The organism is Brucella oryzae, from assembly GCF_041929965.1.
GTDB classification, from domain to species: Bacteria; Pseudomonadota; Alphaproteobacteria; order Rhizobiales; family Rhizobiaceae; genus Brucella; species Brucella oryzae.
This window is the reverse complement of sequence record NZ_JBHEEO010000010.1, coordinates 52,867-74,911: the sequence shown is the minus strand read 5'-3', so window position 1 is coordinate 74,911 and position 22,045 is coordinate 52,867. Positions and strand designations below refer to the sequence as shown.

The following is a 22,045-nucleotide window of genomic DNA, read 5'->3' as shown; positions in this document are numbered from 1 at the left end:
CGTCAAATTCGAAAAATCCACTAGATTCATAAAGTTACCAGTTATCTTTTTGATTCCGACATTTGCATCCCCCGGATATGAGCGCTGAGCAAATGTCGGAATCAGACTACTAGCTGTTTGGTCTCGGCATATGACGGTATGAATTGTCACCGACACAGCAAAGGGAGCTATGGCCAAGTTCTCCACGGCAGCGCCAAGACCACGCACGCCATCCGAGCAGAACTACAGCGATCGAAAGCTTCGGTCGCGCAACTTGCCGAGCGGTTCGGGATCAACGAGAAAACGGTCCTGAAGTGGCGCAAGGGGCGTTTAGTCGAAGATATGCCAATGGGTCCGAAAGCGCGCCGCAGTACGGTTCTGATGCCTGTTGAAGAGGCTGCGATCATAGTGCTGCGGGTTCAGGCACGGTTACCGCTCGATGATGTCTACATTGCGCTCAAGGATGTCATCCCGCATTTGACCCGTTCTTCGCTGCACCGGTGCCTGCAACGCCACGATATCTCTCGTCTGCCGAAAAGCGACCGGGAGAAACCGAAGAAGCTTAAAGACTACGAGATCGGCTACTTCCACATTGACATTGCCAAGCTCCGCTATGAGGGCGGCAAAGGCTTCCTCTTTGTTGCGGTCGATCGGACAAGCGAAGCTGGTGTTCGCACGAATCTATCGCAAGGCCACCAAACTGGCCACCGCCGGGTTCCTCAAGTCATTGATCAAAACCATGTCTTACAGGATTCATACGATCTTGATGGACAATGGCGTGCATTTTGTTCAGCGAGAGCAAGGTACAAACCTCACTTTCCCACACATCTTCGGGCGAATAGCGCTTGAAAACGCCATTGAGCATCGACTGACAAAACCATATCATCCGTGGACCAACGGCCAGGCCGAGAGGATGCGGACGATCAAGGAAGCGACTGTCACATACTGGGACTAAACATCTAAAGCGCCAAAAATGCACTCCTTGAAGGGTTGGAGAATTGACTCCATCTATAAACCGCGTAAAAGCAGTGGCGAACGAAGGAGAACCCGCGTGGATCGCGTTAACGTAGCGTCAGTTTCGATCGGAACTGCCGGCATTCTTGCCGGGGCAGCGCGCATGCCTTCGATTTCCAAAACACTCACGGCCATTACTAAAACGACCACGAAAACGGTCTGATTCCCTTGGCCTGCTCGCCCTCTCCCCGGGTCTGGCCCGGGGGCGGAAGTCCCGCGTGGCCTGCGGGGTTCCGAATCTGGAAGCGGAGAGGGACAGGAGACGAAAAATGGGTTTCAAGGTTGCAATTGTCGGCGCCACCGGAAATGTCGGGCGCGAAATGCTCAATATCCTCGAAGAACGCGGCTTTCCGGCTGACGAAGTTGTGGCGCTTGCATCGCGCCGCAGCCAAGGCACGGAAGTGTCCTACGGTGACCGGACGCTGAAGGTCAAGGCGCTCGACACGTATGATTTCTCCGATACAGACATCTGCCTGATGTCTGCCGGCGGCGAGATTTCCAAGGAATGGTCGCCGAAGATCGGCAAGCAGGGCTGCGTCGTCATCGATAATTCGTCGGCCTGGCGTTATGACTCGGAAGTGCCGCTGATCGTGCCGGAAGTGAACCCGGACGCGGTCGAAGGTTTCCGCAAGAAGAACATCATCGCCAATCCGAATTGCTCGACTGCCCAGCTCGTCGTGGCCCTGAAGCCGCTGCACGATGCGGCGAAGATCAAGCGCGTCGTCGTATCGACCTACCAGTCGGTTTCCGGTGCAGGCAAGGAAGGCATGGATGAGCTGTTCGAACAGTCACGCGCTGTTTTCGTGGCTGATCCTGTCACGGCGAAGAAGTTCACCAAGCGCATCGCGTTCAACGTGATCCCGCATATTGATGTCTTCATGGAAGACGGCTACACCAAGGAAGAATGGAAGATGGTAGCCGAAACCAAGAAGATGCTCGACCCGAAGATCAAGCTGACGGCAACGGCTGTTCGCGTTCCGGTCTTTATCGGTCACTCCGAGGCGGTCAATATCGAGTTCGAAAACCCGATCACGCCGGAAGAAGCACGCGAGATTCTGCGTGAAGCTCCGGGCTGTCAGGTTGTCGACAAGCACGAGAACGGCGGCTACATCACGCCTTATGAATCCGCTGGCGAAGATGCGACCTATATCAGCCGTATCCGCGAGGACATCACGGTCGAGAACGGTCTGGCACTGTGGGTCGTTTCCGACAATCTGCGCAAGGGCGCTGCTCTCAACACGATCCAGATCGCTGAACTTCTGGTCGCGCGCGGCCTTATCAAGCCGAAGACGCTTGCCGCCTGATCCGCTTTATCCGTACTGATAATGAAAAGCGCCGGTTTTCCGGCGCTTTTGTTAAGGGGAGAGGCTGTCGGCGCGGTCGTCCCGCCGTCGGGCAACCGTGATTATTCCGCCTGTGCCTCGATATTTTCCATATCGTCGTCGGACAGGCCGAAATGGTGGCCGATCTCGTGGATCAGTACATGGGTAATGATATCGCCCAGCGTTTCTTCATGTTCGGACCAGTAGTCGAGGATCGCCCGGCGATAGAGCGTGATGCGGTTCGGACCTTCGCCGGTCTGCAGGCTGAAACGTTCGCCGATGCCGCGGCCTTCGAATAGACCCAGCAGGTCGAAAGGCGTTTCCAGCCCCATATCTTCGATGATCTGATCGTCGGGGAAATCGGCAATCTGAATGATGATGTCGCCGCACAACGCACGAAACTCCTGCGGCAGATGCGCAAGAGCTTCGATCGCTATGGATTCGATTTCGTCCAGCGAAGGCGAGAGACGTCCCGCCCAATCGCCGCTTTGATCTTCTCGGGCCATTCCAGCCAATCGTGTCCTATTCAATGTCTCAGGCCACCGGGCTCTTGCAGGCCATATATAATGCTTTCCGTCATTATGCCCAGGGACGCTGTTCGGCGCGCTTGGCCTCGAACGCGTCGATGCTGCCAGCCTTTTCCATGGTCAGTCCGATATCGTCCAGGCCGTTGAGCAGGCAGTGGCGCTTGAAATCGTCGAGGTCGAAGGAAATCGAACCACCGTCCGGACCGTGAATTTCCTTGGCTTCGAGATCGACGGTAAGGGTCGCATTGGCGCCGCGTGAAGCATCATCCATCAGCTTGTCCAGGTCTTCCTGGCTGACCTTGATCGGCAGAATGCCGTTCTTGAAGCAGTTATTGTAGAAGATATCGGCAAACGAGGTCGAGATCACGCAGCGGATGCCGAAATCGAGCAGGGCCCATGGCGCATGCTCACGCGAGGAACCGCAGCCGAAATTGTCGCCTGCAACGAGAATCTGCGCGTTGCGATAGCCCGGCTTGTTCAGGACGAAATCCGGGTTCTCGGTGCCGTCTTCGTTGAAGCGCATTTCGGCAAAAAGACCCTTGCTCAGACCCGTGCGCTTGATCGTCTTCAGGTAATCCTTCGGGATGATCATGTCCGTATCGATATTGACGATCGGCAGGGGGGCAGCGACGCCCGTGAGCTTGGTGAACTTATCCATGTCCTGAACCTGTCGGTTGGGAATTTGCAATTTGCAAACTGGTTTACATCAGCTTGACCGAGAGTCAACGTTTGAGGCCGAAACTGCCCAATAGGTCGCAACTCCCGACCCGTTTTGCGAATTATCCGGCGCGCGGACAAGCGCGCCGGATAGTCCGACTGTCGGGTTATGCGCATAATCCTGTCTGGAAACCGCGTCAAGTTTTACGGATCATGCGCCGTTGGTGCCATTCACGCAATTATCAGACATTGAGGGCGATGCCACCGGTCTCGCTGCCGGTCAGGCGACGGGATTTTCCATCCGTGCCGACGACGATCGTATAACGCCTGCGCCGCATGGAGAGATTGGGTGACATAGTCACATCGATGGCTGGATCGAATTGCAACGTGATACGCCACAGTTCAGGCTTGATCGTTTCCTCGACGGCGATGATGCGGGCATCGAACGGCGTGGCGTGAAACATGCCGGTGATGCGCTGCCCGACGCGGTAAGGCGCGGTATCGTCTTGAACGGGTGCGGGTGCCACCTTGCTGTCATTGGCGGCAAGCGTATTCCAGTCACGGGTGCCGGACTGGCGCGCCACAAGGTCGAGTGCCTTGCCGTGGCTGATGGTGATGCCTTCCTCGCTCAATGCTTGCCGCAGACGGCGGGCCTGATGCTTGAAGTCAGCGTTATTGGTCCCAGCGATGATAGCTGTGGTCATTGTTTTCGCTCCTGGTTGTGAGCGGCGTTTTCATGAACGGGTACCCGCATTGCCGTTTCTGCCGTCACCGGAACAAAAACGAAGTTTCAGAATGCTCTACCAAGGCCATAAGGCTGCGGGCGGCGGGTGCATTCCAACCGAAAGCTGGAAATAGGCGTGTCGATACAGGATTTCAAGGGCTGGTCTACTCGTGTTCTCTACGCTTGCGCTGCTGTGCGGTTCGGTGCACAAATCGGCTTATGAAAACTGTTGTTCGTCCCCGCCGTTCGGTCCTGTTTGTCCCCGCCGCAAATGCACGCGCTCTGGAGAAGTCGCTGACCCTTTCAGCAGATTGCGTGATCTATGATCTGGAGGATTCCGTCGCGCCGGAAGCGAAGGCTGCGGCGCGCGATGCGCTGGCGGCTCATTTCATAAGCCATCCGAAAGTTGCCTTCGAGCGCATCGTGCGGGTCAATACGGCGGAAACGCCGTGGGGCAGGGACGATGTTGCGGCTGCTGCCAAGATGGGAGCGGATGCGATCCTCCTGCCCAAGACCGAACGACCGCAGGATATAATCGACGCGGCCAACCGGCTCGACCGGCAGGATGCCGATCCGGCAGTTGGTGTATGGGCGATGATCGAAACCGCGCGCGGCATTCTCAATGCCGATGAGATTGCCGTTCTCGGGCATCGTTCGGCGGTGCGACTTGCCTGTTTCGTCGTCGGGCCGAACGATATTGCGCGTGAAACCGGTGTGCGCCCGCAACCGGGACGACCTTATCTGGTTCCATGGCTGATGCAGATCATTCTTGCGGCGCGCGCTGGCGGGATCACTGTGCTTGACGGCGTTTATAACGATTTTCGCGATAGCGTTGGCTTCGAAGCAGAATGCGCGCAAGGTGCCGCCATGGGGTTCGACGGCAAGACGCTCATTCATCCGGGGCAGATCGAAGCGGCCAATCGGGCATTCTCCCCGAGCGAGGATGAAGTGACCCACGCCCGCCGCGTCGTTGAAATCTTTGCCCGCCCTGAAAATGCCGACAAGGGGGTCGTCTCGCTGGACGGGCAGATGGTCGAGCGCCTGCATCTTCAGATGGCCGAGCGTGTGCTCGCCAAAACCGGTGTGAAGTTATAACAGAGGAAGTAAAAGCATGAAGTTATACCGTTTTATTACAGGCCCCGACGATTCCGCTTTCTGCCATCGTGTCACCGCCGCGCTTAACAAGGGCTGGCAGCTCTATGGCTCGCCAACCTATGCTTTTAACGCCGCGACCGGCGTGATGCATTGCGGCCAGCCGGTGGTCAAGGAAGTCGACGGCGTCGATTACACACCGGACATCAAGCTCGGCGAATACTGATGGCCGTCCGCCGCATCGTCGCCAATATCGCCGCAGGTGATCCCGCGGCGGCAAAGCGCTTCTATGGCGATTTGCTGGGCCTCGATGTGGCGATGGATTTCGGCTGGATCGTCACTTATGCGACTGATGCTGAGGCGCGGGTACAGGTGAGCATCATGAGTGAGGGGGGATCGGGCACACCGGTGCCCGATCTTTCCATCGAGGTCGATGATGTCGATGCCGTGCTGGAGCGCGCGATCGCGCTGGGATTTCCCGTCGAATACGGTCCGACCGATGAGGAATGGGGCGTGCGTCGTTTCTATACGCGTGACCCTTACGGTCGGCTCGTGAATATTCTGACCCACAAAAGTTGAACAAAGGCCGGTTTCCCGGCCTTTCAGGCTGCTGACAAACCTCCGGCAGGGTCAAAATGACCTCAGATTCACGGAACGTCCCAGATTCAGAACGTGAACAAATCGGAATCAAAACCCCTCGTTTTTGACTGCTTCCAAAAATCGAGGGGTTTGTAATCAATCTGAAAGGCCGGTTTCCCGGCCTTTGTTCTTAGTTCAATCCACGCTTTTCGATCATCGCGTCCGGTGTCGGCATCTTACCGCGGAAGGCCTTGTAAAGTTCTTCCGGGTCGCGGCTGCCGCCAGCGGCATAGATATGCTGTTTCAGCTTTGCCGCCAGTTCCGGATTGAAGGCGTCGCCGGTCTCCTCGAAGGCCGAGAAAGCGTCCGCGTCCAGCACTTCCGACCACATGTAGGAATAGTAACCTGCGGAATAACCGTCGCCGGAGAAGACGTGGGTAAAATGCGGTGTGCGATGGCGCATGATGATCGCATCCGGCATGGAAAGCTTTGCAAGCGTCTGTGTTTCAAAAGCCAGCGGATCAGTGATCTTTTCCTTACCGGTATGGAATGCCATGTCGACCAGTGCGGACGAGGTGAACTCGACCGTGTTGAAGCCAGCATTGAAGGTACGCGCGGCAAGTACCTTGTCGAGGAGCGCCTTCGGCATGGCCTCGCCAGTGCGGTAGTGCACGGCATATTTTTCGAGAACGGCCGGGACGGTCAACCAGTGTTCGTAAAGCTGCGACGGCAGTTCCACGAAATCGCGCGAAACGGCAGTGCCGGAAATGGCAGGCCATGTCACATCCGACAGAAGCCCATGCAGCGCATGGCCGAATTCGTGGAACAGCGTGCGCGCATCATCAAGCGAGAGCAGGGCAGGTTCATCAGCCTTTGGCTTCGCAAAATTCATGACGTTGTAAATGATCGGCTTCTGTCCGCCGTCAAGCTTGTGGCTCGATTGCAGGGCACTCATCCATGCGCCAGAACGCTTTGAGGTACGCGCAAAATAGTCGCCAAGGAACAGGCCGCGTTCGCTGCCATCGGCATTGAACACCTGAAACACCCGCACGTCCGGATGCCATGCTGCGATACCCTTTTTTTCCTCGAAGCGGATACCGAACAGGCGGCCTGCGACGTCGAAGGCGGCTTCGATGATCTTTTCAAGTTGCAGATAAGGCTTCAGTTCCGCCTCATCGAAGGCGAAGCGCTCGGCGCGCAGCTTTTCGGCATAGAAGCGCCAGTCCCACGGTGCGACCTTGTGATTGCCGCCATCGGCTGTGATCAGGCGTTCCAGTTCGACCTCTTCTTCATGGGCCTTGGCGCGCGCCTTGTCCCAGACAGGCTCCAGCAGGTCCATGACCGCCTTCGGGGTCTTGGCCATAGTGTCGTCGAGCTTGTAGGCTGCAAAGTTGGCGTAACCGAGCAGATGGGCCTTGCGCTCGCGCAGCTCCACCATCTCGCGCACGATTTCGCGATTGTCGCTTTCGTCACCATTTTCACCGCGCTTTGCCCAGGCATTGAAAGCCTGTTCGCGCAGTTCGCGATTTTCGGCGAAGGAAAGGAATGGCTCGACAATCGAGCGCGATAGCGTAACCGCCCAGGCATCCGGTTTGCCGCGTTCGGCAGCAGCACTCTGCATGGCGTTTTTCAGAAAGTCCGGCAGGCCGGCGAGGTCGGCTTCATCGGTGATGAACAAGGCCCAGCTCGATTCATCCTTCAGCACATTCTGCCCGAAACGGGCGCCAAGTCCCGCCAGCTTCTCATTGATGCCTGCAAGCTCCGTCTTGCCCGCCTCGTCGAGCTTTGCACCGGAACGGACGAAACCTTTCCACGTCTTTTCCAGAACGCGCTTGGTTTCGCTATCGAGGTCCAGCGTATCGCGATTTTCATAAAGCGCGTCAATGCGGGCGAAAAGTGCGGGATCCATCAAAATGCGCGAATAATGGCGCGACATCTTTGGCGCAATCTCGCGTTCCAGCGCCTGGATCGTGTTGTTGGTATGTGCGCCAGCACGCATCCAGAAAACCGCCGATACGCGGTCGAGCGCCTTGCCGGTCAGTTGCAGGGCTTTGAGCGTGTTGTCGATGGTCGCGTCATCTGCCGCCTTGGCGATGGCTTCCACTTCTGCGAGGTCTGCAGCCAGCGCGGCATCGAATGTAGATGCGAAATCGCCATCCTCAAAGGCGGTGAAATCCGGCAGGCCCAGCGGTCCGTTCCATTCAGTCAGCGCGTGGTTGTGGGTGGGCTTGTCGGACATGATGAAACTCCAGATCAAATGAATTTGGTATGAACCAGACTTAAGATTTAGAAAGCGGGCGGGCAAGAGGTTCACGACATTGAAGACTGCTTTCGGGAAAAAGCGTTCGACATTGCCTTGCGGGGCTTGACTTTGTTGGCGACCCAGCGCACATCACGCTCGCAGCCGGATTTCTGCGGCAGCAATTTCAACCGGAGTTTTATTCTCTTATGCCAAGCGACAGTCACAGTCGATTGTTTCAGCCGTCAAGGCAGTTCGTGATCTGATCGCTCGCGGTCGGCTTGCACGGTCTGCCTTCGACGGCGGATCGACAGAAAGGCAAGCCCATGACCGACAACAACTTCTTCCCGGAAGTACTCAATGTTGCCGACCTCCCTGCTGCAGCCATCGCAAGCCGCATTGCGGACATGCGTACTGGCGACGCAGTGGAACTCGTTAACGAACTCGATGCCGATGATGCAGTCGCCGTCATCGCACAGCTTTCGCATGACGATGCCATCCGTCTGCTCGACCAGCCGGAACTGCACCGTGCTACCGAAATCATTGCTACCCTCCCACCCGGCCTTGCAAGCCTTCTACTTGACGGCATGTCGGCGGACCGTGCAACCGACGTTTTTCAGGAGCTGGACGACGACGACCGGGCGCGCCTGTTTCCTATTCTCGCGCCTGAAACCAAAGCTGCGCTGAAAAAGCTGATGGGCTATCCGCCGAATACGGCAGGCTCGCTCATGACCATCGAATTCATCGCTGTGCCTTCCAACTGGAATGTCGGTCAGACGCTGGAGCATATCCGCAAGGTCGAGCGCACTCGCGAGACGGTTTATGCCATCTATGTGGTCGATCCGGTCAGCCGCGTTTTGTTGGGCGTGGTCAGCCTGCGTCGCCTCATCATCCGCCAGCCGGACGAGCCGATCCTGTCGATTGCGCGGGAAGACGATCCGATCACCATTTCGCCGCTGGCGAGCCGCGAGGAAGTGGCGCGCCTGTTCCGCAAGCACGACCTTCTGGCCGTACCTGTCGTGGACGAAAGCCGCCACATCATCGGCATTGTGACCGTCGATGACGTGCTCGACGCGATGACGGAAGAGGCAAGCGAGGACGCTTACCGTTTCGGTGGCATGGAGGCGCTGGACAAGCCCTATATGCGCATCGGCTTCGGCGAGATGCTGAAAAAGCGCGCTGGCTGGCTCGGTATCCTTTTCCTCGGTGAGATGCTGACCGCAAGCGCGATGCAGCATTTCGAGCTGGAGCTAGAAAAGGCGCTGGTGCTGACATTGTTCATCCCGCTCATCATGTCGTCGGGTGGTAATTCCGGCTCGCAGGCAACGTCGCTGATTATTCGCGCGCTTGCCTTGCAGGAACTCAAGCTCAAGGACTGGTGGCGTGTCGCCTTCCGCGAATTGCCAACGGGACTGGCGCTTGGCAGCTTCCTCGGCCTGATCGGCATCATACGCATCGCCATCTGGCAGACGCTCGGCATATACGATTATGGCGAACACTGGATTCTTGTGGCTTCAACCGTTGGCATGGCGCTGGTCTGCATCGTGACTTTCGGCTCGCTGACAGGCTCCATGCTGCCGTTTATTCTGCAAAGGCTCGGCTTCGACCCGGCGAGCGCTTCGGCGCCATTTGTGGCAACCCTGGTCGATGTTACCGGCCTCGTGATCTATTTCAGCGTCGCGCTGGTCATCCTCTCAGGTACGCTTTTGTAACAAGCGCGACAAAAAACTGTCAGATTGACAGTGTAGAGAAGCGGTGAAAACAAGGTTTTCTTGGTCAAATGAGGGGTAGTTTCGCGCTGCCCCTTTCTAAAACGCAAAAAAACCTGTAAGAGCGGCGCATTGTTTTTCCGCGCACCCAATGCTGGCGCGGCTCCCAACTCATATAGAAGTGATCTCCATATGGAATTGCGTAATATCGCTATTATCGCACACGTCGATCATGGCAAAACAACACTGGTTGATGAACTTTTGAAGCAGGCCGGCTCGTTCCGCGAGAACCAGCGCGTCGGCGAACGCATGATGGATTCCGGTGATATCGAGCGCGAGCGTGGGATCACCATTCTCGCCAAGGCCACTTCGGTTGTCTGGAAAAATACGCGTATCAACATTGTCGACACGCCGGGCCACGCCGACTTTGGCGGTGAAGTTGAGCGTATCCTCTCGATGGTCGACGGTGCGATTGTGCTTGTCGATTCTGCTGAAGGCCCGATGCCACAGACGAAGTTCGTCGTCGGCAAGGCGCTGAAAGTTGGCTTGAAGCCAATCGTTGCGATCAACAAGATCGACCGTCCGGATGGCCGTCACGAGGAAGTCGTCAACGAAGTGTTCGACCTTTTCGCTAATCTCGACGCAACCGACGAACAGCTCGACTTCCCGATCCTCTACGGTTCGGGCCGTAACGGCTGGATGGCACTGAACCCGGAAGGCCCGCAGGACGAAGGTCTGGCTCCGCTGTTCGACCTCGTGCTCAAGCACGTTCCGGCACCGAAGGTTGCCGAAGGCCCGTTCCGCATGATCGGTACGATCCTCGAAGCAGATCCGTTTCTTGGCCGCATCATCACGGGCCGTATCCATTCCGGCTCGATCAAGTCGAACCAGGCCGTCAAGGTTCTCGGCCAAGATGGTTCGCTACTCGAAACCGGTCGCATCTCGAAGATTCTCGCATTCCGCGGCATCGAGCGTCAGGCCATTGATGAAGCACAGGCAGGCGACATCGTCGCTATTGCCGGTCTTTCCAAGGGCACCGTCGCCGACACGTTCTGCGATCCTTCGGTCAGCGAGCCTCTGGCTGCGCAGCCAATCGATCCGCCGACCGTGACCATGTCCTTCATCGTCAATGACAGCCCTTATGCAGGCACCGAGGGCGACAAGGTGACAAGCCGCGTCATCCGCGACCGTCTGCTGAAAGAAGCCGAAGGCAATGTCGCGCTCAAGATTGAGGAATCGACCGAGAAGGATTCCTTCTTCGTGTCCGGTCGCGGTGAATTGCAACTTGCGGTTCTGATCGAAAACATGCGTCGCGAAGGCTTCGAGCTTGGCGTTTCGCGTCCGCGCGTCGTCATGAAGGACGGCGAGAACGGTGAAAAGCTGGAGCCGGTGGAAGAAGTCGTCATCGACGTTGATGAAGAATATTCCGGCACGGTCGTGCAGAAGATGTCCGAGCGCAAGGCCGAAATGGTCGAACTGCGTCCTTCGGGCGGCAATCGCGTGCGTCTGGTGTTCTATGCTCCGACCCGCGGCCTTATCGGCTATCAGTCGGAACTTTTGACCGATACGCGCGGCACGGCGATCATGAACCGCCTGTTCCATGATTATCAGCCATACAAGGGTGAAATCGCTGGCCGCAACAACGGCGTTCTGATTTCCAACGATCAGGGTGAAGCGGTTGCCTACGCACTGTTCAACCTTGAAGATCGTGGGCCGATGATCATCGACGCTGGCGTCAAGGTCTATCAGGGCATGCTTATCGGCATTCACAGTCGCGACAACGATCTGGAAGTGAATGTTTTGAAAGGCAAGAAGCTCACGAACGTTCGTGCCGCCGGTAAGGATGAAGCCGTGAAGCTGACCCCGCCGATCAGGATGACGCTGGAACGCGCTTTGTCGTGGATTCAGGATGACGAGCTGGTTGAAGTGACGCCGAAGTCGATCCGTCTTCGCAAGCTCTATCTTGATCCGAATGAGCGCAAGCGCTTTGAAAAGAGCAAGTCGTCGAGCGCTGCATAAGCCCGACAGAATAAAAGAAACGGCGCCTTCGGGCGCCGTCAGATTGATTACAAACCCCTCGATTTTTGGAAGCAGTCAAAAACGAGGGGTTTTGATTCCGATTTGTTCACGTTCTGAATCTGGGACGTTCCGTGAATCTGAGGTCATTTTGACCCTGCCGGAGGTTTGTCAGCAGCCTGACGGCGCCTTTCGGGGCGCCGTTTTGTTTGGGATATTCTTAGAGCGGTTCCTATCTTATCAGGATCGCCGGATCCGCTCTAACTATTTGTTTTGTCGCATTTTCCAACGCAAAGCCGTTTCACACTTTTGCTGGAAATGCTCTACCGCTCGCCGCGACGATAGGGCTGCATCAGCGCCTGCGGAACACGTGCGCGCCGCGCCATGACGATGAGCGCCACAATCGACATGATGTAAGGGATCATCAGGAAGAGCTGGTAAGGCACGACCTTGCCGTAAACCGTTTGCAGGCGTAGCTGGAAAGCATCGAACAGCGCGAACAGAAGCGCGCCCAGAAGTGCGCGTGCAGGCTTCCACGACGCGAAGACGACGAGCGCAATACAGACCCACCCGCGCCCCTGCATCATCGTCGGGAAGAACGAATTGAAGGCAGAGAGCGTGAGGAACGCGCCGCCCACCGCCATCAGTGCGCTGCCGAACATGATCGTGAAGATGCGCACCCGGATAGGGTTGATGCCTTGCGCTTCCGCGGCATGTGGATTTTCGCCTGTCATGCGGATGGCAAGGCCGAGCGGCGTGCGGAAAAGCACATAACCAAGCAGCAGTGCCAGAGGAATGGCGATCCACGTGAGCGCCGTTTGCGTGCCAAGCACCTGTCCGACGAACGGGATATCTGCAAGCCAGGACGGATTGACCGGCTGGAATGGTGTGATCGTCGGTGGTGTTGAAGAAAGCGGTACGAGAAGGCGAAACAGGAAATAGCTGAGGCTCGATGCAAACAGTGTGATGCCGAGGCCGACGACATGCTGCGACAGGCCAAGCGGCACGGTGAGGGCTGCATGAAGCAGGCCGAACACGGCGCCGGAAGCAGCCGCCGCGAGCACGCCCACCCAGAGGTCTGCGCCATTATAGACGGTCAGCCAGCCAATCATCGCGCCAAAGGTCATGATGCCTTCGATGCCGAGATTAAGCACGCCCGCCCGTTCGCAATAAAGTGCGCCGAGCGTGCCGAAGATCAGCGGCGTTGCAATGCGCAGGACCGAGACCCAGAGGCCAGCGGAGAGCAGGATATCCATCAACTCATTCATCGGGCGATCCTGTATTGTGTGAAGAACAGAGCAACCAGCATGGTCAGAAGCGACAGCGCAACGGTGACATCGGCAATGAAGCTTGGAATGCCGATAGCGCGGCTCATGCCGTCGGCACCGACAAACATGGCGGCTGCAAAAAGCGCTGAGAAGATCGCGCCGATAGGATTCAGATTGGCCAACATGGCGACTATGATGCCGGAATAGCCGAAGCCCGGTGAGAGGTCAGTCGTGACGTAACCCTTTACGCCCATGACCTGTATCGCGCCAGCAAGGCCTGCAAGACCACCGGAAATGCAGGCGACTTTCACCAGCGTCTTGCCAAGCGGAACGCCTGCAAAGCGCGCGGCGCGCGGGTTGAGGCCCGCAGCCTTGGTTTCAAGCCCGAAGACGGTGCGCTTTTGCACATAGGCGATGATGAGAGCCAGGGCGATGGCGATGATGATACCGATATGCAGCCGCATACCCGCCATGATTTTGGGTAGCACTGCGGCATCCGGTACGGGCTCAGATTGCGGCCAGCCAAAGGCGAGGGGGTCTTTCATCGGCCCTTCGATCATCATCGAGACGATGAGCACGGCAACAAAGTTCAAGAGTAGTGTCGTCACCACTTCATCAACACCGAAGCGCAGGCGAAGCCCGAGCGGAATAAGCAGGAAAATCATGCCTGCAATGGCACCGATCACGAGCAGCAGCGGAATAAGTATGGGAGCCGGAAGCTGCAATTGCGTGCCACAGGTGACGACCGCAAGAGCGCCCATATAGAACTGGCCCTCGGCACCGATATTCCAGAGTTTGGAGCGGAAGGCGACGGCAGCGGCAAGGCCGGTCAGCATCAGCGGTGTTGCGCGCGTGAGCGTTTCGGTGATCGAAAGCTTGTTGCCAAATGCACCGATTGCGATCTGGCGAAAGGATTCCAGAACCGGCGCACCCGCAGCGGCGATCAGCAGTCCGGCAAGCACGAAGGCGGTCAGGACGGCGATAATTGGTGCGGTTGCCACCAGAACCATGGGCCGTGTTTCGCGTCGTTCAATACGCATCAGTTGAGCCCCTTCGTGATATTTGTCTGCCATTCGCCCGCCATCATCAGGCCCAGCCTTTGTGCATCGGCTTCTTCCGCGTCGATGGGTGGGGAGAGGCGCCCCTTGACAATCGCTTGAACACGATCCGCCAAGCCAATGATTTCATCCAGATCTTCCGAAATCAGCAGTACTGCGGCTCCCTTGGCGCGCGCTTCCAGAATGCGGGCATGGATGGCCGCAACGGCACCTTCGTCAAGGCCGCGTGTCGGCTGCGCCGCTATCAGGATACGCGGGGCAGTTTCCAGATTGCGACCCAGGATAAGCTTTTGCATGTTGCCGCCGGAAAGCAGGCGAATACGGCTATCAGGCGTACCGCCGCGCACATCGAAATCCTTGATGATGCGGTCGGTAAATTCACGCGCAGCCGTCCGGTTGACCAGAAGACCATTGGAGAACTGCGGATCGCGCACGCGTTCCAGCACAGCATTTTCCCAAAGTGTCAGATCACCGATTGCGCCTTCCGCATTGCGATCTTCCGGAATGCGGCCAACACCTTCCGCCACAAACTGGCGCGGGTCGAATTTGGTAACTGTCTGCCCGAACATGACAAGTGAGCCGCTCGCAGGCTGGCTGAGGCCGGAAACGAGACGTCCAAGCGCTGCCTGCCCATTCCCCGACACTCCAATGATGCCCAGCGTTTCGCCAGCGCGGAGGTGAAAGTCGAGATCGCTGAGGCGTGTCGCGCCATCTTCCACGACCGTTACATTCTTCGCTTCCAGCAAGGTTTCGCCGGGCGTGGCCGCTGCACGCGAAGGGCGCGAAACGCGACGGCCAACCATCAGTTCGGCAAGTTCCTCTTTCGAGGTTTCGGAGGCCTTACGCTCAGCGACAAGCTTTCCGCCGCGCAGCACGATTACTCGGTCGGCGGCGGACATAACTTCATGCAGCTTGTGCGAGATGAAGATCAGCGACAGGCCCTGACGAGCCATTTCTTTCAGTGTCGCAAACAGGTTTTCGGCTTCCTGCGTGGTCAGAACGGCGGTTGGCTCGTCGAGGATCAGAATGTCGGCGTCATTATAGAGCGCTTTCAGGATTTCCACGCGCTGTTGTTCGCCCACCGAGAGATCGCCAAGCCGTGCATCGGGATCAACCTGCAGGCCAAAGCGTCCGGCGATGTCGGCAATCTTGGTGCGCGCGGGTCCATGTGCCGATTTAAGCTTCCAGAGGCTTTCAGTACCGGTAATGATGTTTTCCAGTACGGTGAGATTGGGTGCAAGCGTGAAATGCTGGTGCACCATGCCCACGCCCGCATCGATGGCAGCGCGCGGCTTACCCTGCGGGATTTCCTCGCCCTTGACGAAGACGCGGCCTTCATCCGGCACATAATGGCCGAACAGGATGTTCATCAGCGTGGTTTTGCCTGCACCATTCTCGCCAAGAAAAGCGAGGATTTCGCCACGCTTCAGCTTCAGCGAAATGTCGTCATTGGCGGTAAGCTGGCCAAATCGCTTGGTGATGCTTTGCAGTTCAAGAACGGTCGTCGTCATATGTTCAACCCCGCAACGGGAAATCTGTGCTGCCAGCGCCGGTCCTCCTCCAAACGCTCGCCAAGGTTCAGAAGCAGCTGGTCGGCGCCCATCGGGGCCACAAGCTGTAAGGCGACGGGCATTCCATCAGCATCTTCTCCGAATGGCAGAGAAAGTGCCGGAAAACCGGAAATATTGGCGAGCGCTGCATAAGGCGCGAAGGCATTCATCTTTTGCCAGTGTGCATCCACATCGTCGTGATCCATGGGAAACGAGCCGAGTGGCATCGGCCCGCGCGACAGCATTGGTGTAATCAACACGTCAATGTTGCGGAAAATCTGCCAGAGCATATGTGCGGTGCTGACGGCTCCGTTCATGGCGCGGTAAAGCGCGGTGGCTTCCATGCGCCGCCCGCGCTCTGCAACCGCACGGGTAAGCGGTTCAAGCCTGTCTTCATCAAGGGCTAGAAAATCGATTGCAGCCGCGAGATTGACGGAAATGATGCGGTCGAAAGCGCGTGCGCTGGAAGCGATCAGCGGGCTGAATTCCGAAGCCGGAATTTCACGGATTGTATGACCTTGTGCTTCCATGAAATGCGCTGCATCGGCCACAACCTGCAAGCGCTCCGATCTGATTGGATAGTTTGCAAGATCGCCGGTCACGATGCCCACACGAAGGCGGTTCGGCAAATCGCCTGCCTGCATTGCCGGGTCGGGCAGAAAGCCTTCTGTTTTGCCTTCGACAAGCGGCAGAAGCGCTTTCGCATCTCGGACGGAACGACAAAGCGCAAATTCGCTCGCAATGCCTGCAAGATAATTGCCGAAATGTGGACCCGCTGGCATGGCGCCACGGCTTGGTTTCAGGCCGACAAGACCGCAGGTTGCAGCGGGCACACGGATGGAACCGCCAGCGTCGGTGGCGTGCGCAATTGCGACTATCCCGGCTGCGACGGCTGCTGCCGCTCCGCCGGATGAGCCGCTAGGTGAAAGCGTTTCATCGAAGGGATGGCGCGCAGGCGGTGCTCCCGCTGGCTCGCTCGCAAGCGCCAAACCGAATTCGGGAACGGTGGTGGTGCCAAAAAAGTTGAGTCCGGCTGCGCGCAGCCTGCGACCGAGTTCGGAATCCATCTGCGGTGAGGCATTGAGGAATGCCTTTGAGCCGAGCCGGATCGGCAGACCGGCACAGGGGCCGCCCAGATCCTTGAACAGTGAGGGAACGCCCGCGAAGGCCGCTTTGGATGGGGCTGCATCGAATGCAATGGCACCGGCACGGCCAAGATCGCGATCAAGATATGCAATGGCGCCCAATGGGCGCCATTTTTCTGCTGCGTCGAGAGCCGCATCCATCGCCTGTTCGGCACTGAGGATTCCTTCCGCAATCGCCTGCGCGAGCGCGGTTGCATCCTGCTGGTTCATGTCGATTGCCACGATGTGCTTGCCCGTTCTGAATGGTTACTTCGGTTCGGCGGGGTTCGGCTTGTACTCGAACTTGCCTTCCTTCAGTTCCACACGACGGGCTTCCATCTTGGCTTCTGCTTCGGCAGGGGCAATGCCCTTGACGTAGATGATGTCGTTGCCGCCTTCCTTCATAAGGCTGAACGGCGTGTAATCCTTGCCGGTTGCCTGACTGGCCTTCACGTCGGCGACAGCCGCATTGAGGATCGGGCGGAAATTCCAGATCGCATTGGCAAAGACCGTATCGGGATAGCGCGGCGTATAATCGATCAGCGAGCCGATGGCCTTGATGCCGCGCTCCTTGGCTGCGTCTGCGGTGCCGATGCGCTCACCGAACAGGATATCTGCGCCCGAGTCGATCTGGGCAAGACCGGCTTCTCGTGCTTTCGGCGGGTCGAAGAAGGTGCCGATGAACGACGCGATGAACTTCGCGTCAGGCCGGGTTTCCTTCACGCCGTCCTGAAAGGCATTGATGAGCATATTGACTTCCGGGATCGGCACGGCGCCGACCGAGCCGAAGGTGCCGGACTTGCTCATCGCGCCTGCCAGCATGCCTGCGAGATAGGCAGCCTCGAAGTTCCAGGTGCCGAAAACACCGAAATTGTCGCCCTGCGGCTTGCCCGAGGAACCCATGACGAAAGCCGTTTGCGGATAATCGCCTGCCACCTGGCGCGCTTCGCGTTCGACGGCATAGGATTCGCCGACAATCAGCTTGATGCCCTGTTCGGCATATTCGCGCATGGCGCGGGGATAGTCGCTCGCCGAAACGCCTTCGGAGAAGACATATTCGATGACGCCTTCGTCATTGGCCTGCTTCAGCGCTTCATGCAGGCGTGAGTTCCAGGCATTTTCAACCGGCGAGGCGTGAATGCCTGCAACCTTCAGCTTTTCGTCTGCCGCGAACACGCGGGTTGTCATTGCCGTTGCGCCGAGTGCTGCCGACATCGCAAGAATATCGCGACGGGTAAAGTTCGGTGTTTTGATGATTTTGGTCATTTTGGTAAGGGACCCCTCATGTGTGTTTTCGGCGCACGGATGCGCGCAGCCGGTTGCTTCGTTTTGACGTGCGATGTCATGAGCAACGATTTCCATCATTGCCCAAACCACCTTTAATTCAAGAAGATTCTAAAGCTGGCCGACTGGCGCGTAATCGGCCCCGTCAACTGAAGACGGACGGCCTTCGAGGTTGATGCGGCTTACGCGCTGCGGGGTTTCAGCGATGACCTTGCCGCGCTTCACGACCTTGAGGCGGTTTGCCTTGAGGCGCAGCGCTTCAATCGGATCGCGTGCCTGCAGCACCACGAAGTCGGCATTGCAGCCCTTTGCAAGGCCGTAGCCTTCGAGGCCCAGCGCCTTGGCGGAATTGACGGTGAGTGCGTCGAAAACCTGGCGTTTGCCTTCGATGGAGGTCATCTGTGCGACATGGATCGCCATGTGGCCGACTTCCAGCATGTCGCCGGAACCCATCGAATACCAGGGGTCCATAACGCAGTCATGGCCGAAAGCGACATTGATACCCGCCGCCATCAGTTCCGGCACGCGGGTCATGCCGCGGCGCTTCGGATAGGTGTCCGCACGGCCCTGAAGCGTGATGTTGATGAGCGGGTTCGGAATGGCATTCATTTTTGCTTCCGCAATCAGCGGAATGAGCTTCGAGACGTAATAATTATCCATGGAATGCATGGAGGTCAGGTGTGAGCCGGAAACGCGACCCTGCAGGCCAAAACGCATGGTCTGCGCGGCCAGCGTTTCGACATGGCGAGACATCGGATCGTCGCTTTCGTCGCAATGGATATCGACCGGCAGGCCGCGTTCGGCGGCAATGCGGCAGAGTTCTTCCAGCGAGGCTGCGCCATCGGCCATGGTGCGTTCGAAATGCGGAATACCGCCGACGACGTCGAGGCCCATATCGAGCGAGCGGTTGACGAGATCGACCGCGCCCGGCGAACGATAGTAGCCGTCCTGCGGGAAGGCTACGAGCTGCAGGTCAATGTAGGGCTTCACCTTCTCACGCACTTCGATCATCGCTTCAGCGGTGAAGAGGCGCGGATCGCTGACATCGACATGGCTGCGAATGGCGAGCAACCCTTGCGAAACGGCCAGATCGCAATAGCGCAGCGCGCGCTCGACCATGGCCTCAACGGTCAGTATCGGCTTTAGTTCGCCCCACAGCGCGATACCTTCCAGAAGCGTGCCGGAACGATTGAGGCGCGGCAGGCCGAGCGACAGGGTCGCATCCATGTGGAAATGCGGGTCGACGAAAGGCGGCGTCACGAGCCGGTCGGTCGCATCGATTTCCTGCGCCGCCTGATGCTCACCCTTGGAGGGCACGATATCGGCAATCTTGCCGTCCTTGACCAAAATGTCCTGCTTCTCGCGACCGTCGGGGAGATTGGCGTTTCTCACGATCAAATCGAACATCGGCTGGACCTTTCATCTGGAGCATTTTGCAGTCAGATGGAATCATCTGACGTCGCACAAATGCGGTAAAATCAAATAGATAGAGCGGTAGCGCGAACGTATGTGAGCGCATCCCGCTCTAGATATGCAAGAACAGAGCTCAAAAATATGGGCCCATTTTTCAATTGCCTTATACCCTATATCCGGTGGGCGCAATGCCAGGGGAAGCTGGAAGGGGTCGTCATCCTCAATGGAAAATGCTAGGCCCCGAAATCATCTTTGCAGGATTGCCATGTTCACGATTAGTCGCGTCGAAACCTATAGTCAGGAGATTAAGAAAAGTCGGTTTCTGGCCATTGCCGCGCCTGTGGCGAGCGAGCAGGCGGCGAAGGACTTTTTGAGCGAGCATTCCGACCTGTCGGCAAGCCATAATTGCTGGGCCTGGCGTATGGGGCAGAACTACCGTTTCAGCGACGATGGCGAGCCGAGCGGCACGGCAGGAAAGCCGATCCTGCAGGCAATCGACGGTCAGCAACTCGATAATATTGCAGTTGTGGTCACGCGCTGGTTCGGCGGCATTCTTCTAGGAAGCGGCGGCCTGATGCGCGCCTATGGCGGCACGGCTGCAACCTGTCTGCGACAGGCGGAGAAAACAGAAGTTATTCCGCTGGTCGGATTTCAGTTCGCCTGCGATTTTTCAGATCATGCGCTGCTGAAGGCCCGTCTGACAGCGGTGGAAAACCTTGCCATCGCGCAAGAGAACTTCACCGGCACCGGCGTGGAAATCGCGGGCACCATGCCCATTGCCATGCGGGATGAACTATCCCGCCTCGTCACCGATCTGACGCGCGGCAAGACGATTATCGCATTTGATGACTAGATCATGCCGCTCGTATATTGCTGGCGCTTGTTCTCATACATCAGCAGGTCGGCACGCTTGGCAACGGTTTCCAGCTTTTCGCCCGGCATACTGGTCGCGGAGCCAATGGAAAGATTGAGCTTGAGCTGCGAATAATACTGGTTGTTGATATCGACCAGCCTTTGAATGTCCTCGACCATCGCCTCGGCGCCGCGCTCATCCACATAAGGCAGCACAACTGCGAATTCGTCACCGCCGATGCGCGCCGCGTGTCCCGGCTGCTTTACGGCCTCATTCAGCACTTCGCCGATGCGCCGCAGCAATCCGTCGCCTGTCGCATGGCCCCATTGGTCATTCGCGGCCTTGAGGCCGTTGAGATCGATGATGATGACGGAAACAGGCGTATGACCCTTGCGTTCCAGCCGGTTAAGCTCATCGACATAGTAGGCGCGATTGTGAAGCTTGGTCAGAACGTCGTGTTTGCCCAGATATTCCAGATAGGCTTCGGCCTTCTTGCGCGCGGTGATGTCGGTAAGCGCGATCTGCACCAGCGACCAGTCCGTCTCATGCCCTGGCAGAACCGAGAGCTGCAGAAGGACATGCCGTTCGGTGCCGTCGAGTGCATAGTTCACCACTTCGCGCCGCTGGAACAGGATACCGTTCCACAGATCGATCAGCTGTTCGCGAAACGATGATTCCATTTCATCCTTGAAGACGAGCGGCAAGTTCTGCAGCAGCGTCTTCTTGTCCGGTGCGAGGAAAAGGGCCGTCGTCTCGGTATTAACTTCGAGAACCCGGATTTCGCTCATGCACTGACGTACGAATTCCGGATGCACGTCGGTAAATACCCGAAAATCAACGATGCCGCGCTGGCGCACATCGTCCATCAATTGCTTGATGCGGCTGAAATCCTCGACCCAAAGCGACACGGGCGAATGTTCGAAAAGGCCCTGCGCGTGCTGCTTGTGGCGGTCCTGTTCGCGGCGGGCGTCTTCGCGGGCGGTCACATCCTCGATGGACAGTAGAACCCGCTCCCATGTGTGCTCATAGCCAGGCAGCACGACGCCCTTGAGCTGTATGTCGAGCCGCTTGCCGCCAAGCGAATAGTTGATGGTATCGCTTGAGAAGGCATTACCGCCATTCCAGAGCTGGACCATCTCGTCGATATGCGGGTCCAGCATGTCGTCGCGGAACACGCGTTCCAGGTTGGCGACCAGATGGCTGACGCTGTCCGCTTCGAAAAGCGAAAGCGTCTTGCGGTTGACCTTGAGAACCCGGATATGGCTGGTGCAGATGCGAAGCCGGGTCGTGTCTTCATGTAGGAAAGTCCTGAGATCGGTAACGCCAAGCGCTCGCCATTCTTCGAACTGCTTGCGCAGGCCGCTATAATCCTCAAGCCACAGGGAAATTGGCGCAAGGTCAAAAATATTGGCGCTGTCACTCAAGGCAGATTCGATATTCATGGATTTCCCGCTCGACCAATGGCTTTCCGCATTTCCGAACACTGAAATGTTCAGTATGCGTCCAAACCGAATTCTCTTTTCCCATCGGGAAAAGCCGCGATGGTTTATTGGGAGCGCGTTATATTACGAGCGGCTCAGATAAACTAGAGGTTTTATTGTTCTGCAACTTCGCTTTCTACGCAAAACACAAAGGGC

Annotated in this window: 18 protein-coding genes and 1 pseudogene; 8 read left to right on the top strand and 11 right to left on the bottom strand. The window is 57.4% G+C overall.

Features of this window, described 5'->3' with window-relative positions; genetic code table 11:
- Nucleotides 1–138: 138 nt before the first annotated feature.
- Together JNC70_RS12800 and JNC70_RS12795 are read left to right on the top strand one after the other, a co-directional pair.
- Nucleotides 139–919: pseudogene (locus JNC70_RS12800) on the top strand (DDE-type integrase/transposase/recombinase); the annotation flags it as partial.
- Between the two features lie 343 nt (nt 920–1,262).
- On the top strand, nt 1,263–2,297 hold the full coding sequence (locus JNC70_RS12795; protein ID WP_104757537.1) for an aspartate-semialdehyde dehydrogenase: 1,035 nt from the start codon (nt 1,263–1,265) through the stop codon (nt 2,295–2,297).
- 101 nt (nt 2,298–2,398) lie between these two features.
- Here JNC70_RS12795 and JNC70_RS12790 read toward each other — a convergent pair whose 3' ends face one another.
- The 3 genes from JNC70_RS12790 to JNC70_RS12780 all read right to left on the bottom strand — a co-directional run bounded on the left by JNC70_RS12790 (nt 2,399) and on the right by JNC70_RS12780 (nt 4,203).
- Nucleotides 2,399–2,821, bottom strand: a complete 423-nt coding sequence (locus JNC70_RS12790) for a metallopeptidase family protein (protein ID WP_012092734.1) — start codon at nt 2,819–2,821, stop codon at nt 2,399–2,401.
- A gap of 73 nt (nt 2,822–2,894) precedes the next feature.
- Nucleotides 2,895–3,500, bottom strand: a complete 606-nt coding sequence (gene leuD / locus JNC70_RS12785; RefSeq protein WP_104757536.1) for a 3-isopropylmalate dehydratase small subunit — start codon at nt 3,498–3,500, stop codon at nt 2,895–2,897.
- Nucleotides 3,501–3,741: 241 nt separating this feature from the next.
- Nucleotides 3,742–4,203 carry a glyoxalase superfamily protein gene (locus JNC70_RS12780; RefSeq protein WP_104757535.1) on the bottom strand — a complete coding sequence of 154 codons (462 nt, stop codon included), beginning with the start codon at nt 4,201–4,203 and terminating at the stop codon, nt 3,742–3,744.
- A gap of 239 nt (nt 4,204–4,442) precedes the next feature.
- On the opposite strand from JNC70_RS12780, the gene JNC70_RS12775 reads away from it, so the two are divergent.
- The 3 genes from JNC70_RS12775 to JNC70_RS12765 are packed head-to-tail and all read left to right on the top strand — an operon-like array spanning nt 4,443 to nt 5,894.
- Complete coding sequence (locus JNC70_RS12775) at nt 4,443–5,318, top strand: HpcH/HpaI aldolase/citrate lyase family protein (protein WP_104757534.1); 876 nt, start codon at nt 4,443–4,445, stop codon at nt 5,316–5,318.
- Between the two features lie 16 nt (nt 5,319–5,334).
- Nucleotides 5,335–5,541 carry a DUF1737 domain-containing protein gene (locus JNC70_RS12770; RefSeq protein ID WP_002965766.1) on the top strand — a complete coding sequence of 69 codons (207 nt, stop codon included), beginning with the start codon at nt 5,335–5,337 and terminating at the stop codon, nt 5,539–5,541.
- The gene (locus JNC70_RS12765; protein ID WP_104757533.1) at nt 5,541–5,894 is read left to right on the top strand and encodes a VOC family protein; all 354 of its coding nucleotides are present in this window, start codon (nt 5,541–5,543) and stop codon (nt 5,892–5,894) included. Before JNC70_RS12770 ends, JNC70_RS12765 begins: the two co-directional genes overlap by 1 nt.
- Nucleotides 5,895–6,084: 190 nt before the next feature.
- Here the strand turns inward: JNC70_RS12765 and JNC70_RS12760 are convergent, their stop codons facing one another.
- Nucleotides 6,085–8,133: a M3 family metallopeptidase gene (locus tag JNC70_RS12760; protein ID WP_104754335.1), complete on the bottom strand. Its 2,049-nt coding sequence runs from the start codon at nt 8,131–8,133 to the stop codon at nt 6,085–6,087.
- A gap of 326 nt (nt 8,134–8,459) precedes the next feature.
- On the opposite strand from JNC70_RS12760, the gene mgtE reads away from it, so the two are divergent.
- Both mgtE and typA read left to right on the top strand, forming a co-directional pair.
- Nucleotides 8,460–9,845, top strand: a complete 1,386-nt coding sequence (gene mgtE / locus JNC70_RS12755; RefSeq protein ID WP_104754336.1) for a magnesium transporter — start codon at nt 8,460–8,462, stop codon at nt 9,843–9,845.
- A gap of 189 nt (nt 9,846–10,034) precedes the next feature.
- Nucleotides 10,035–11,861, top strand: a complete 1,827-nt coding sequence (gene typA / locus JNC70_RS12750) for a translational GTPase TypA (RefSeq protein ID WP_104754337.1) — start codon at nt 10,035–10,037, stop codon at nt 11,859–11,861.
- Between the two features lie 320 nt (nt 11,862–12,181).
- Here the strand turns inward: typA and JNC70_RS12745 are convergent, their stop codons facing one another.
- The 6 genes from JNC70_RS12745 to JNC70_RS12720 form a co-directional block, all read right to left on the bottom strand.
- On the bottom strand, nt 12,182–13,126 hold the full coding sequence (locus JNC70_RS12745) for an ABC transporter permease (protein ID WP_071630945.1): 945 nt from the start codon (nt 13,124–13,126) through the stop codon (nt 12,182–12,184).
- The gene (locus JNC70_RS12740; RefSeq protein ID WP_104754338.1) at nt 13,123–14,166 is read right to left on the bottom strand and encodes an ABC transporter permease; all 1,044 of its coding nucleotides are present in this window, start codon (nt 14,164–14,166) and stop codon (nt 13,123–13,125) included. The genes JNC70_RS12745 and JNC70_RS12740 overlap by 4 nt, the downstream gene beginning before the upstream one ends.
- On the bottom strand, nt 14,166–15,695 hold the full coding sequence (locus JNC70_RS12735) for an ABC transporter ATP-binding protein (protein ID WP_104754339.1): 1,530 nt from the start codon (nt 15,693–15,695) through the stop codon (nt 14,166–14,168). The genes JNC70_RS12740 and JNC70_RS12735 overlap by 1 nt, the downstream gene beginning before the upstream one ends.
- On the bottom strand, nt 15,692–17,089 hold the full coding sequence (locus tag JNC70_RS12730) for an amidase (protein WP_104754340.1): 1,398 nt from the start codon (nt 17,087–17,089) through the stop codon (nt 15,692–15,694). The genes JNC70_RS12735 and JNC70_RS12730 overlap by 4 nt, the downstream gene beginning before the upstream one ends.
- A gap of 36 nt (nt 17,090–17,125) precedes the next feature.
- Nucleotides 17,126–18,124, bottom strand: a complete 999-nt coding sequence (locus JNC70_RS12725) for a BMP family protein (protein WP_104754595.1) — start codon at nt 18,122–18,124, stop codon at nt 17,126–17,128.
- Nucleotides 18,125–18,253: 129 nt separating this feature from the next.
- The gene (locus JNC70_RS12720) at nt 18,254–19,549 is read right to left on the bottom strand and encodes an amidohydrolase family protein (protein ID WP_104754341.1); all 1,296 of its coding nucleotides are present in this window, start codon (nt 19,547–19,549) and stop codon (nt 18,254–18,256) included.
- 271 nt (nt 19,550–19,820) lie between these two features.
- Here JNC70_RS12720 and JNC70_RS12715 point away from each other — a divergent pair, with 271 nt between their 5' ends.
- Nucleotides 19,821–20,408, top strand: a complete 588-nt coding sequence (locus tag JNC70_RS12715; RefSeq protein WP_104754343.1) for an IMPACT family protein — start codon at nt 19,821–19,823, stop codon at nt 20,406–20,408.
- Here the strand turns inward: JNC70_RS12715 and JNC70_RS12710 are convergent.
- Nucleotides 20,405–21,850: a sensor domain-containing diguanylate cyclase gene (locus JNC70_RS12710; protein WP_104754344.1), complete on the bottom strand. Its 1,446-nt coding sequence runs from the start codon at nt 21,848–21,850 to the stop codon at nt 20,405–20,407. The two genes, JNC70_RS12715 and JNC70_RS12710, sit on opposite strands and share 4 nt — an antisense overlap.
- Nucleotides 21,851–22,045: the final 195 nt, after the last annotated feature.